Here is a 12,454-nt window from a genome sequence, read left to right as displayed (position 1 = left end):
GCGGACAAGCCATGAACCTGCAACTGGACAACCTGCGCAATGCCTACCTCAGCGGCGATACTACGCCACGCACGTTGCTGCTGGCGCTGCGGGGAAAAGCAGAACAGTTGAACCCCGACTATCACCTGTTTATCCACTTGCTGAGTGTGGCGGAACTGGAGCCCTATCTGGTCGCACTGGAAGGTCGCGACCCTTCGCAATTGCCGTTGTACGGCGTGCCGTTTGCGATCAAGGACAACATCGATCTGGCTGGTATTCCCACCACGGCGGCCTGCCCGGCGTTTGCCTATGTGCCCGAGCGCAGCGCGACGATAGTCGAGCAGTTGATCGCGCTGGGCGCGGTGCCGCTGGGCAAGACCAACCTCGATCAGTTCGCCACCGGGCTCAATGGCGGTCGCTCGCCCTATGGCGCCTGCCCTAACAGCGTGCTGGCGCAATACCCATCGGGTGGATCGAGTGCGGGGTCATCGCTGGCCGTCGCCCTGGGTGTGGCAAGCTTCGCCTTGGGCACCGATACGGCGGGCTCCGGGCGCGTGCCGGCGGCGCTGAATAATCTGGTGGGGCTCAAGGCGAGCAAAGGGCTGATCTCCACGGCCGGCGTAGTGCCGGCGTGCCGTACGCAGGATTGCGTCACGACGTTTACCCGAACGGCGCGGGAAGCCAGCCAGTTACTGGCGCTGACCGCCAAACTTGACCCGCTGGACGCCTACAGCCGCCAGAATCCGGCGTGGAATGACGCGTCGGCGTTTGGCGCGCCGAGGCCGTTTCGCTTTGGCGTGCCGCGTCAGGAGGATCTGGAATTCTTCGGCTGCGAACAAGGCCCGCAGTTGTTTCAACAAGCCATCGACCGCATGATCGCCCTGGGCGGCGAGCCGGTCGCCCTGAACTTGTCGCCCTTCCTTGAGGCCGCACGCCTGCTTTACGAAGGGCCGTGGGTGGCCGAGCGCTACAGCGTCGCCGGTGAGTTGATGGCGCGTGACCCCGACGCCGTGCTGCCGGTGATTCGCGCGGTGTTGGCCAAGGCGCCGGCGGTCACTGGTGTCGATACCTTCCGGGCGCAGTACCGCCTGCAATCCCTCAAAGCGCAGTGCGATGTTCTTTTGGAAGGTCTCGATTGCGTGCTGACGCCAACCATCGGCCGCCCGGTGACGCGGGAAGAATTGCGCGCCGAACCGGTGCTGCGCAATGCCGAATTGGGCTACTACACCAACTTCATGAACCTGCTGGATTACGCCGCCGTTGCGGTGCCCAGTGGCTTTATGCACAACGGCTTGCCGTGGGGCGTGACGCTGTTCGGCCGCACGTTTACCGATCAATACCTGCTCGGCGTGGCGGATGCCTTGCAGCGCCAGCAGGATGGAACGCTGGTGGCTCCCGCTGGCATCGCCAGCCATGACGGCACGCGGCTGGTGGTGTGTGGCGCGCACTTGCAAGGGTTGGCGCTTAACGGCCAGTTGCTGCGCCGTGGCGCACGCTTGCTGGAACGCACCCACAGCTCGCCGGATTATCAACTGTTCGCGCTCGCAGGCGGGCCGCCGTATCGTCCGGGCATGCTGCGCGTCAGTGAAGGCGGCGTGGCCATCGAAGTGGAAGTGTGGGAATTGCCGAGCCGCGAACTGGGCTCGTTCCTCACCGGCATACCTGCGCCTTTGGGCCTTGGCAAAGTGCAACTGGCGGATGGGCGCTGGGAAACCGGGTTTATCTGCGAGCCCTACGGCTTGAACGGCGCCGTGGACATCAGCCACTTCGGCGGCTGGCGCGGCTACCTGCACAGCTTGCAATAGCGGGACGGCGCTGTATCGTGCAGGGAATTCCAGGGCCTTGCCCGATCAGTGCCTGAACCGACCGATGACCACGCCAACCCTCTGCCCCGCCTGTGGCGCGCGCAACGACTGCGCCCTGGCCGACCCGCGCACCGCCGACCAAGCCTGCTGGTGCTACAGCGTCACCATTGACCCGGCGGTGCTCGAAGCGCTGCCGGACGAACTGCGCAACAAGGCCTGCCTGTGCCCGCGATGCGCACAGGTGGACGCGCACCTGCGCGAGGCTGAACAGCCGTAATGCGCGTGGATCGGTTCCTCAGCAATCTGCCACGCTTCAATCGCCAGCAAGTGCGCGTGCTGTTGGTTGAACGACGGGTGAGTGTTGACGGCGTGGCCGTCAGCGATCCACACCATGAAGTGCGCGAATTCAGCCACGTGTGCGTTGACGATCAAGTGCTGCAGGCGGGCAAACCGGCGCGTTATTTCATGCTGCATAAACCTGCGGGTTGCGTGAGCGCCACGACTGACCCGGTGCATCCCACCGTGCTCGATTTACTGGATGAACCGGACAAGGGCGAGCTGCATATTGCCGGCCGTCTGGACTTCAACACCACCGGGCTGATGCTGATCACCAACGACGGCCAATGGTCGCGGCGCCTGACACAACCGCAAACCAAACTGCCAAAGGTTTACCTCGTGGAAACCGAGCAGCACATCGGCCCGGAATACGCGGCGACCTTCAAGACCGGCCTCTACTTCGCCTTCGAGGACCTGACGACCCAGCCCGCCGAGTTGGCGCTACTGGGCCCGACGACCGCACGCTTGAGCATCATCGAAGGCCGCTATCACCAGGTGAAGCGCATGTTCGGGCATTTTGATAACAAGGTTATCGGCCTGCATCGCGAACGAATGGGGCCTTTGGTGCTGGATACAGCCCTGGCGCCCGGCGAGTATCGGGCGCTGACCGACGATGAAATACGACAGGTCTGACGACCGTTCAGCCGATGATGGCAAAAAACCAGCCTGGCGCCTTGCGAGGTCGCGTATCGGCTGCTTGAATTCCTCTTGGCAGCCGGTTCATGACTGGCGAGTCGCCTATAACCTCCAAGAAACACCTTGCCCCGCCCGCGCTTGATTCACGGGCCTCTCAGGCAAACAGCCCACCCTAATAAAAGCCGTCGACCTGCCGTCATCGGACTGACATGGGCGCTCATCTTCCAGGCGTATGCCTACCTGTCATAAAGCTCGTGCAGAGTGGTCTGCGCGCACTACCCGCTTGCCAGGAGTCTTACGACATGAGGCCAGAAATCGCTGTGCTGGATATACAGGGTCAGTATCGGGTTTACACGGAGTTCTATCGCGCGGACACCGCTGAAAAGACCATCATCCTGGTCAACGGCTCGATGGCCACCACGGCATCGTTCGGCCAAACCGTCAAAAGCCTGTACCCCCAATTCAACGTGGTTTTGTACGACCAGCCCTACGCTGGCCGCTCCAAAATCCATAACCGCCATGAGCAGATGCTGACGAAGGAAATTGAAGGCCAGATCCTTCTGGAACTCATCGACCACTTCGCCGCCGAACACGTGCTGTCGTTTTCCTGGGGCGGCGCTGCCACCCTGATCGCCCTCGCCGACCGGCCACGCCGCGTGGAAAAGGCAGTGATCAGCTCGTTCTCACCGGTGATCAACGCACCAATGCGCGACTACCTTGAACGAGGCGTCGACTACCTCGGCAACCTCGACCGTGACCGCGTCGGGCACCTGGTCAACAGCACCCTCGGCAAACACTTGCCGTCACTGTTCAAGCGGTTCAATTACAAGCATGTGAGCGGTCTGGCCGAACACGAATACGGGCAGATGCATTTCCACATCAGCCACGTGCTGCACAGTGATCGGCAGTGCTACATCAAGGCGGCCAGGCAGATCGACATTCCAGTGCTGTTCTTGAACGGTGAATGGGACGAGTACACCAGCGCCGAGGATGCCAAGTTGTTTGCCCAGCACCTGACCAACAGCAGCTTCAGCACCATCCAGGCCACCGGGCATTTTCTGGACATGGAGCACAAGGCCGCCTGCCGGGACAGCCGAGACGCGGTGGTTGGGTTTTTGAAACCGCAGCGCCAGGTCAGCCGGTTGAGGTATCACCAGGGGCAGACGCAGCAGGCTTTTTCGATTTGAAATGAAAGGCTGGAAAAGCCCCCGCTTATGCGAGAGCTGGGCTTGCCCGCGATGCAGGCGCTTAAGTGGCGCCTTCGCAGGCAAGCCAGCTCCTGCACAAGGGTGCGCCCTGATGGATGAACGCAACCCGCACATTTTTCGAAGAAAAACTTCAAATCCCGGCGAACATCTGGTACAAAGTCAGCCGCTCTGAGCGGGTATAGTTCAATCGTAGAACACTACCTTCCCAGGCTTGCGACGAGGGTTCTTACAGGACAACCGTTGGTGAGCAGAAAATGTGCGTATGCGGGTATAGTTTAGTGGCAAAACGAAAGCTTCCCAAGCTTTAGTTGAGGGTTCGATTCCCTCTACCCGCTCCATCCAATTGCCCCATCCCCCCCAATAAACACAGCACTTTTCAGCGCCCCCTCCTCCGCATTAGTCCCACAAACCTTGCTCCAATATCCAATCGCCCACCTCCAGCAAACGCTTGCTATCGATCACATCTGCTTGTGAGTAAAGGCTGAAGCTGCACGCCCGGAAAAACTAACTGTTTTGCGCGCCTTAACTTGATGGATGCGGATTCTTTGCTATAGCTAAAGCTTCGCGTTCTCCCATCGAGGCAACGGAATGTCAGTCGCAAAGAAAATGAGCGTGGGGCAGCTGACCATGTTGACCGCTGTCAACATGTTAGGGTCCGGGATTGTTTTGTTGCCCACCAAACTCGCCGAAGTCGGCGCCATTTCAATCCTCTCCTGGTTGATCACAGCGACCGGTTCATTGGCCCTGGCCTACGCCTTTGCACGCTGCGGGATGCTTAGCCGTAAGACCGGTGGCATGGGCGGGTATGCCGAATACACCTTCGGCAAGTCTGGTAACTACATCACCAACTACACCTATGGCTTGTCGCTTCTGATCGCGAACGTAGCCATCAGTATTACCGCCGTTGGTTATATACAGACTCTGTTCGGTATAAAACTCGACTCCCTGCAGGTCGGGTTGGCGACCATTGCTTTGCTGTGGATTACCACGTTCGCTAACTTCGGCGGGGCAAGCATTACCGGCAAGATCGGCGCCGTGACGGTCTGGGGCGTCATCGCCCCGGTGGTGTTGGTCTCCACCATAGGCTGGTTCTGGTTCGACAGCAGCGTGTATGCCGCAGGGTGGAACCCCCACGACAAAACCTGGTTCGAAGCGGCAGGCGCTTCGGTGGCTATAACGCTATGGGCGTTTCTCGGTCTCGAATCGGCGTGCGCCAACGGCGACGCCGTGGAGAATCCAGAGAAGAACGTGCCCATCGCAGTGCTCGGCGGGACATTGGGCGCGGCGGTGATCTACATCGTGTCGACCAACGTGATCGCTGGCATCGTCGAAAACGCCGAGTTGGTTTCGTCCACCGCGCCCTTCGGCCTGGTGTTCGCCAAGATGTTTAACCCCATGATCGGCAACGTTGTCATGGGGCTGATGGTGCTGGCCTGCATCGGCTCGCTTCTGGGGTGGCAGTTCACTGTCGCTCAGGTGTTCAAGAGTTCGGCAGACACGGGTTACTTCCTGCCGATCTTCGCCAAGGCCAACAAACATGGGGTGCCGATTATCAGCATGCTGATCCTGTTGGCGATTCAAACGGCGTTGGCGCTTCTAACCATCAGCCCTGACCTTGCCAAGCAGTTCGACACGCTCGTGAATCTTGCGGTGGTGACCAATCTGGTGCCGTACATCCTCTCGATGGCTACGCTGATGACCTTGCAGAAGGTCTCCAACGTGCCTGCGAAGAAGGCGCTGATCACCAACATCGTGGCTTACGTCGCTGCGGCGTACAGCTACTTGGCGTTGTACAGCTCGGGTGAGCAGGCCCTGATGCTTGGCGGTGTAGCGACTATCGCCGGCTATACGCTCTTCGGCTTCGTCAACACCCGACTGATCAAACTTGAAGCTCTGAATAATAGCGTTCCGACACAGACGGTCGCCGCGCAGCACATTGTTGGGGAGCCCATTCCTGTGAATGACCTGCCTCTCAAAAGCGTCAATCAGGCTAAATTGGAGACTCAACCATGACGGAACATAGACAATTGCTCGGCATGCTGGCGCTATTGGTCAGCACACAGCCCGACAAACGCAGTGTGTTCGGGCGCGCGCTGATTCAGCTGATCAGCGACGTAGAGGAACGGTCCATCAATGTGCTGACGTCTGAAAGCCTGAGTGATGCCAAATCGATCCTGAGCACAGACCCGGCGATCCAGTGCGTGCTGCTCAGTTGGGAAATGGACGAAAGCGAAGACCACCAGGCATGCATTGATCTCTTGACTGCCCTGCGCGAACGCAATACGCGCGTGCCCGTGTTTCTGATCAGTGATCGCAGCACCGCATCGAGCGTGCCGCTGATTGTGATGCAGCACGCCGATGACTTCATCTGGTTGCCAGAGGACACCAGTCGATTCTTGAGTGGTCGGATCATGGCCGCCATAGAGCGCTATCGCCAGGCGGTGTTACCTCCAATGTTCGGTGCGCTGTTGAAGTTTGCCCGCAGCTACGAATACTCATGGCACACACCCGGTCATGCGGGCGGTACGGCATTCCTGAAGAGCACTGCGGGCCGCGCGTTCTATGAGTTTTTTGGCGAAAACCTGCTGCGCTCCGACCTGTCGATTTCTGTCGGCGAGCTGGGCTCATTGCTCGACCACAGCGGCCCCATCGGCCAAGGCGAGCGGTATGCGGCCAAGGTGTTCGGTGCTCATCGCTCGTATTACGTCACCAACGGCTCATCGATGTCGAACCGCGTGATTTTGATGGCTAGCGTGACCCGCGATCAAATCGCGCTGTGCGACCGTAACTGTCACAAATCCGCCGAGCATGCGATGACACTGTCGGGGGCGATTCCGACGTATCTGGTGCCCACTCGCAACCGTTTCGGCATCATCGGCCCGATCCTGCCACAGACGCTGAGTCCTGAGGGCGTCAAGGCTGCCATTGCCAATAACCCACTGGTCAAAGGCCACATCGACCCCACGCCAGTGCACGCAATTGTCACCAACTCCACCTACGACGGCTTGACCTACAACGTCACCCGCGTCGAAGAGCTTCTGGGGCAGAGTGTTGATCGGCTGCATTTCGACGAAGCATGGTATGGCTACGCCAGGTTCAATCCGCTGTACAAGGATCGCTTTGCGATGCACGGCAGCCCGGCTGATCACGACGAATCCAGGCCAACGGTGTTCGCTACCCAATCGACTCACAAGCTGCTGGCGGCGCTGTCCCAGGCCTCGATGATCCACGTACGTAATGGACGCAATCCGATCCCTCACGGGCGCTTCAACGAGTCGTACATGATGCATGCATCGACCTCGCCCAACTACGCGATCATGGCCTCGTGCGATGTCAGCTCGGCGATGATGGAGGCCCCCAGCGGGCAGATACTCACGACCGAATCCATTGAGGAAGCCATCGCCTTCCGGCAGGTCATTTCTCGCATGCAGAGCGACATGCTCAGCAACGATGACTGGTTCTTCTCCTGCTGGCAGCCGCCGTCAGTGCCGGTCGGCGCGACCTTGATCCCTTTTCATGAAGTCGATCCGGTAAAACTCAAGACCGACCCCAATTGCTGGGTTTTACATCCAAACGAGGTGTGGCACGGCTTTGGCGATATCGAAGACGGCTATTGCATGCTCGACCCTATCAAGGTGTCGGTACTCAGCCCCGGCATGGGCGACGACGGCAACCTGCTGGACTTTGGTATCCCGGCCTGCGTGCTCAGCGCCTATTTGGGGCGGCAAGGAATCGTGGTCGAGAAAACCACCGATTTCACCATCCTGTTCCTGTTCTCAATCGGTATCACCAAGGGTAAATGGGGGACGCTGGTCAATGCATTGCTGGACTTCAAGCGCGACTACGATTCCAACATCGACCTGGAGCTTTGCTTGCCAGACCTGCTGACCGCCAACCAACAGCGTTATGCGGGAATGGGTTTGAAGGATCTGGCCGAAGAAATTTTCGCGGCCATGAAAGAAACTCGAACCACAGCAGCCATGGCCCAGGCGTTCGGTATGTTGCCGAACGCCGAATTCAGCCCTGTGGAGGCGTATGAGAAGCTCGTGAGGAATGAGGTCGAGCAGGTAACCCTGGAAGAAGCAGCCGGGCGTACCGTGGCGACAGGTATTGTTCCCTACCCGCCCGGGATTCCACTGCTGATGCCGGGAGAAAATGCCGGAGCCTCTGACGGGCCCTTCCTGACGTATTTAAAAGCGCTGGAAAGCTTCGACAAATCGTTCCCTGGTTTTACCCACGACACTCATGGGATCGAAAGCGACGGGGGGCACCATCGATTGCTGGTTCTGAAGTGAATTGCCGCACGGGGCACAGCGCTCTATAAACCCAGCTTAATTAAAACTGTGATCGCCACAACTTTGAACTAATCATCACGGTCATCCCCCTAACGCTGTGCAGATAGCCGCTAGCCCAGGCTGGCCCTGGGTTGCCCAATTACACGCAAAGGTTTGGTGATTTATGAAGAGTGAACAAGTTGAAGGCGTAGCAGAAAAGGTTGCAGGCAAGGCACAGAGCGTCGTTGGGAAGCTGTTCGGCGACTCGAAGCTGGAAGCTGAAGGTGCTGGGCGCCAAGCTGCCGGCGAGTTGACTCAAACCTATGGCGATGCACTGGATAGCGTGTCTACATTCGTCAAAGAGAAGCCAGTCGCCGCGATTGCAATCGGTGCAGTAGCGTTGCTGGTGTTAGACCGCCTGTTCCGTCGCTGAGTCAGCAAAGAGCGGCATACAACCGCTGCCGTAAATCAACTCTCGCACTCCCCTGGTTCGTCTATCAGGAGAGCGCGAGGGGCATAAAATCCCGGTTCCAGATCACGCTTGCGCTTGTTAAAAGATCACCACAGGTTGCACCAAACACTGATCGTGACGACCGGTGTCAGCAGCCCACCCTCAAGTTAATTTGGAGCGATGGGCCCGTCGCCAGGTGCTTGGTGTGACCTTTTCCTGGCCCCGGAATGCTCGATAAAACGAGTTCGTGTCCTGATAACCCACCAGGTATGCCACCTCTTTCACCTCGATACCCCTGACATTGAGCAGCTCACGGCTAAGCTCATTTCTTGCCTCTGCGAGCAATACCCTGAACGTCTTCCCCTCGGCAGCGATCTTGCGCTGAAGCGTGCGAGGACTGAGGGCCAATTCACGGGCTACGCTCCCGATGTCTGTCCGCCCCTCTGTCATCATCAACTTTAACGTGGCTTTTACTCGTGCGCTTAAACTGGCGTGGCTCTCTATATTGTCCACTGCGCTTGCTAATGCGGGGGTCAACATCCGAAGCAGTTCGGGGTTGTGCGCGGGGAATGGAACGTCCAGATCCGTTGAGTTCAAAACCAGTCTGTCGCGCTGCGCACCAAAGCGGACAGGACAACCGAAGAACTCACCATGGTGGCTCGATGCAGGAGGCGTCCGCCGAAGGTCTACTGATACCGGTAAAATACGTTTTCCAGTGCCCCGACGCCCAACTTCCAACAGCAGTGCAAAACTTGCTTCCACGGCTATATAAGGCTCTGGCGGTGTGCCGACAGGCCATTCGATGGTGACGATCAACTGTTCCCCCTCCTTCTCGAAGCACAACCGGTCAGGGCTGCACATTCGTTTGAAACGAGCCAGCCGTGTGAGTCCGTCGCGAAAGTCGGCCGCATAGGTGGCAGCCAGGAACGCCAGCATGTGTTTAGCGGTGCTTGTCTCGGTGACCATCCTGATTCCCGACGTAGCATCGCCACTCAGTGCTTCAACTGCATCCCAGATAGCGAAGAGCTGTGATGGGCTCATAACGACCGTCTCGTCCAGGCACCAGCTTTCTGGGAGGTTCGCGTGCCGTAGCACCGCTGCAGGTTCCAGCTTCAGTTGAACAAGCGCCTGCCAAAATGATTGGGGGAGTTGGCAGCCGCTGGAGAGAGCGTTCTTCGTCGTCATTTCTTCTTTGCGTCCTCCATTCTTGAACGGAAGGTAGGGGCGCCGTGCCTGGCGTGAGTTGTGGGAGCAAACGCTAACGGCTGGGTTCCGTCTGGAAAAACCAGGCAAGCCTGGCGTCTCATGATGCCAGACTCAGCGGTTTGCACGGCCATTTGAGTAAGGGCATTCAGTATGAATGGCAATAAAATACTAATGGCGCAAACCGCGAGCATTCTGGCGCGCTCTGCTGGTTTCAGCATCGGCTGACATCTTTATCCTCTGAGTTCGGGTTCCGATAACTTCAGAGAGAAAACCATGACGATCAAGTTTTACACCAACCCTAATTCGCGCGGACGGATGGTGCGCTGGATGCTTGAAGAGATTGGCTGCGCCTATGAAACGGTGGTCTTGAATTACGAGCGTTCAAGCGAGGGAGATCCGTGGGGAGGCGCAGCGCTGCAAAGGCCTACAAACATAAATGATGAACGAAGTAAGTTTTTCAGTGAGGTGAACCCTATTGGCAAGGTTCCAGCCATTGAGCACGAAGGGCGAATCATTTCCGAGAGCGGGGCAATCTGCGCCTATTTGGCGGAGGCCTTTCCTGAGGCGTTACTCTCGCCGACGAGCGAAGAGCGCGCTGATTACTATCGCTGGATGTTCTTCGCTGCAGGGCCGGTAGAACAGGCCGTGACCAATTTTCGTGCGGGGTTTACCCCGACTACCAGCCAGGAATTCTTTCTGGGCTACGGCAGCTACGAGCGTATGGTGGATCAGCTTGAGTGGGCGGTGTCGGCCAAACCATACATCGCGGGTGATCGCTTCACTGCTGCGGATGTATACGTCGGTTCCCATGTCGGATGGGGCCTGGGCCTACAAACCCTGCCAGGCCGACAAGCGTTTGTAGATTACGCCCAACAGTTGATTGCAAGACCTGCCTACATCAGCGCTGTAGCGAAGGACAACGAATTATTGGCTGCTCTTAAATAGTGAGTGAGAGTCGGGAAACGTTACTTATCCGACTCAATCCTTGAGGTTGCCTTACACGCCTGGCACATCCATGTTGATCTTGCGCCAGCAGGCTTCAGAGAAGCTGTAAACCGCGAAAGCAATCAGCCCCAAGGCCATCACCATCAATATCAGCCATCCAAATGGCAGATTCTGGAGCGCGTCCAGAGCCTCCTTCATGCCAGGTGGGTCCATGGCCTGATACGCGGAACCGCTGACTGCCAGCAGCAATGCAATCTCTATAAAAACAACCCCACGGGCAATCAGACCGAACCGCGACACTGGGCGGACGTACCGCATCACCTCTTCGTCGGCTTCAAAATACTTCTCGAATGACGCCTTCCATCCCTTGATGATGTGAGCAATGCCTACACCAAGCGGTACGAGTGCGATCAAGTACACCAACACATTCGAATGATCCCAAGACAAGAGATGCGCTAGCCAGTCCCTGGCCTGCCCTCCAGAGTTGCCCGAGCGTTTAATGCCGCTAATGAGTAGACCCAAAGCGAATAGCGCCAGCGCGCCGTTAACCATACCCCCCGCCAACAGACCGGCGCGAATCACCAAACCTTTGGGTTCTTTGCCGTGATGATCGACATCACGCGTAGCTTGCAAGACGCGCCAGGCTGCAAATGCGAGCAGACCCGCCACCACAAGCCCCACCAGAAAATAGCCAAATGGCTGGCTTAGCAATGCTTCCAGGCTCTTGTGGCTGTCCTTCGGTTTTGTAGAATCCTGCGCTGCCAGCAGTGCGAAGATACCGATGATCAAATAAAGCACTCCCCGAGCGGCGTAGCCTCCCCGAGCGAGTATCACCAAGCTATGTTGCGCGGACATTCACTGTATTCCCCAGAGTTGATACAGGAGCAGACCCCTCTTGAAGGATGGGGTTCTATTGCCGTGTCGACGGCTCAAGGATTTCGTGGCCCAAAATCGCGATGACTTGGCGAGTTTTGAAATGTTCGCTATTTTCCTCGCCAAAACCTGTACAAATCGATATTTGTGTACAAGTATCAAGGCAGGCGTTGGCGCTTCGCCGCGCACGAGAGGGGAACCGGGCAATGACGCGTCTACTGGTTTCATTGTTACTGGTATTGAGTGTAAGCAGTTGCGGCAACGTCGGAGTGGACCACTACTCCGACCAGCAACCGCAATTGGACCTGGTGCGCTTCTTCAGCAAGCCCGTGAAGGCGTGGGGTATTTTCCAGAAACGCTCGGGGGAAGTGGCCAAGCGCTTCGAGGTCAATATCGTCAGCCGCCGCGAAGGCGACGCCTTGATTCTCGACGAACGCTTTCTTTACAGCGATGGCACACGCCAACAGCGCGTATGGACGCTGACACCGGACGGCCCGGGGCGCTGGCGCGGTCGAGCCGGCGATGTGGTCGGCGAGGCCATCGGCGAGGTGGCGGGCAATGCGCTGCGTTGGCGCTACCGACTCAACCTGCCGGTGGACGGCTCGGTCTACGAAGTCAGCTTTGATGACTGGATGTATTTGATGGACGAAGACACCTTGATCAACCGTTCCAGCATGACCAAATTCGGCGTCGAATGGGGCCAGGTCACGTTGTTTTTTCGTCGCCAATGAGCGACTTACA

At 58.0% G+C, this 12,454-nt stretch carries 11 protein-coding genes and 1 tRNA gene; 10 read left to right on the top strand and 2 right to left on the bottom strand.

From position 1 onward, the window contains the following. Positions 1-11: 11 nt before the first annotated feature. From atzF to ACP7A2_RS11045, 8 genes are all read left to right on the top strand, one after another. The gene (gene atzF, locus ACP7A2_RS11080) at positions 12-1,784 is read left to right on the top strand and encodes an allophanate hydrolase (protein ID WP_426134232.1); all 1,773 of its coding nucleotides are present in this window, start codon (positions 12-14) and stop codon (positions 1,782-1,784) included. A gap of 64 nt (positions 1,785-1,848) precedes the next feature. Beyond that, the gene (locus tag ACP7A2_RS11075) at positions 1,849-2,061 is read left to right on the top strand and encodes a cysteine-rich CWC family protein (RefSeq protein WP_375069250.1); all 213 of its coding nucleotides are present in this window, start codon (positions 1,849-1,851) and stop codon (positions 2,059-2,061) included. Further along, on the top strand, positions 2,061-2,753 hold the full coding sequence (locus ACP7A2_RS11070; protein ID WP_426134231.1) for a pseudouridine synthase: 693 nt from the start codon (positions 2,061-2,063) through the stop codon (positions 2,751-2,753). The genes ACP7A2_RS11075 and ACP7A2_RS11070 overlap by 1 nt, the downstream gene beginning before the upstream one ends. Positions 2,754-3,058: 305 nt before the next feature. Further along, positions 3,059-3,943, top strand: coding sequence for an alpha/beta fold hydrolase (locus tag ACP7A2_RS11065; RefSeq protein WP_426134230.1), 885 nt, complete (start codon positions 3,059-3,061; stop codon positions 3,941-3,943). Positions 3,944-4,228: 285 nt separating this feature from the next. Beyond that, a tRNA-Gly gene (locus ACP7A2_RS11060) sits at positions 4,229-4,302 on the top strand. Positions 4,303-4,552: 250 nt separating this feature from the next. After that, on the top strand, positions 4,553-5,977 hold the full coding sequence (gene potE / locus ACP7A2_RS11055; protein WP_426134229.1) for a putrescine-ornithine antiporter: 1,425 nt from the start codon (positions 4,553-4,555) through the stop codon (positions 5,975-5,977). Further along, positions 5,974-8,259, top strand: a complete 2,286-nt coding sequence (locus tag ACP7A2_RS11050; RefSeq protein WP_426134228.1) for an Orn/Lys/Arg decarboxylase N-terminal domain-containing protein — start codon at positions 5,974-5,976, stop codon at positions 8,257-8,259. Before potE ends, ACP7A2_RS11050 begins: the two co-directional genes overlap by 4 nt. Positions 8,260-8,422: 163 nt before the next feature. Continuing rightward, a complete protein-coding gene (locus tag ACP7A2_RS11045; RefSeq protein ID WP_426134227.1) occupies positions 8,423-8,671 on the top strand; it encodes a CsbD family protein in 249 nt (82 codons plus the stop codon). Positions 8,672-8,851: 180 nt separating this feature from the next. Here the strand turns inward: ACP7A2_RS11045 and ACP7A2_RS11040 are convergent, their stop codons facing one another. Beyond that, the gene (locus tag ACP7A2_RS11040; RefSeq protein ID WP_426134226.1) at positions 8,852-9,874 is read right to left on the bottom strand and encodes an AraC family transcriptional regulator ligand-binding domain-containing protein; all 1,023 of its coding nucleotides are present in this window, start codon (positions 9,872-9,874) and stop codon (positions 8,852-8,854) included. A gap of 294 nt (positions 9,875-10,168) precedes the next feature. Here ACP7A2_RS11040 and ACP7A2_RS11035 point away from each other — a divergent pair, with 294 nt between their 5' ends. Beyond that, the gene (locus tag ACP7A2_RS11035; protein ID WP_426134225.1) at positions 10,169-10,840 is read left to right on the top strand and encodes a glutathione S-transferase family protein; all 672 of its coding nucleotides are present in this window, start codon (positions 10,169-10,171) and stop codon (positions 10,838-10,840) included. Between the two features lie 51 nt (positions 10,841-10,891). On the opposite strand, the gene ACP7A2_RS11030 is transcribed toward ACP7A2_RS11035, so the two are convergent. Beyond that, on the bottom strand, positions 10,892-11,695 hold the full coding sequence (locus ACP7A2_RS11030; protein ID WP_426134224.1) for a DUF1206 domain-containing protein: 804 nt from the start codon (positions 11,693-11,695) through the stop codon (positions 10,892-10,894). Between the two features lie 224 nt (positions 11,696-11,919). Between ACP7A2_RS11030 and ACP7A2_RS11025 the strand changes: the two genes are divergently transcribed. After that, complete coding sequence (locus tag ACP7A2_RS11025) at positions 11,920-12,444, top strand: DUF3833 domain-containing protein (RefSeq protein ID WP_426134223.1); 525 nt, start codon at positions 11,920-11,922, stop codon at positions 12,442-12,444. Positions 12,445-12,454: the final 10 nt, after the last annotated feature.

The organism is Pseudomonas sp. PWP3-1b2 (assembly GCF_049896045.1).
Lineage (GTDB): Bacteria > Pseudomonadota > Gammaproteobacteria > Pseudomonadales > Pseudomonadaceae > Aquipseudomonas > Aquipseudomonas antarctica_B.
The sequence above is the reverse complement of the archived record's forward strand: the minus strand, read 5'-3'. Positions and strand labels throughout refer to the sequence as shown.

Bases quoted from the DNA above. Each gene is read 5' to 3' on its own strand.
- ACP7A2_RS11050 (WP_426134228.1), top strand. From the start codon at position 5,974: ATGACGGAACATAGACAATTGCTCGGCATGCTGGCGCTATTGGTCAGC.
- ACP7A2_RS11040 (WP_426134226.1), bottom strand. From the start codon at position 9,874: ATGACGACGAAGAACGCTCTCTCCAGCGGCTGCCAACTCCCCCAATCA.
- ACP7A2_RS11070 (WP_426134231.1), top strand. From the start codon at position 2,061: ATGCGCGTGGATCGGTTCCTCAGCAATCTGCCACGCTTCAATCGCCAG.
- atzF (WP_426134232.1), top strand. From the start codon at position 12: ATGAACCTGCAACTGGACAACCTGCGCAATGCCTACCTCAGCGGCGAT.
- potE (WP_426134229.1), top strand. From the start codon at position 4,553: ATGTCAGTCGCAAAGAAAATGAGCGTGGGGCAGCTGACCATGTTGACC.
- ACP7A2_RS11025 (WP_426134223.1), top strand. From the start codon at position 11,920: ATGACGCGTCTACTGGTTTCATTGTTACTGGTATTGAGTGTAAGCAGT.
- ACP7A2_RS11065 (WP_426134230.1), top strand. From the start codon at position 3,059: ATGAGGCCAGAAATCGCTGTGCTGGATATACAGGGTCAGTATCGGGTT.
- ACP7A2_RS11030 (WP_426134224.1), bottom strand. From the start codon at position 11,695: ATGTCCGCGCAACATAGCTTGGTGATACTCGCTCGGGGAGGCTACGCC.
- ACP7A2_RS11045 (WP_426134227.1), top strand. From the start codon at position 8,423: ATGAAGAGTGAACAAGTTGAAGGCGTAGCAGAAAAGGTTGCAGGCAAG.
- ACP7A2_RS11075 (WP_375069250.1), top strand. From the start codon at position 1,849: ATGACCACGCCAACCCTCTGCCCCGCCTGTGGCGCGCGCAACGACTGC.
- ACP7A2_RS11035 (WP_426134225.1), top strand. From the start codon at position 10,169: ATGACGATCAAGTTTTACACCAACCCTAATTCGCGCGGACGGATGGTG.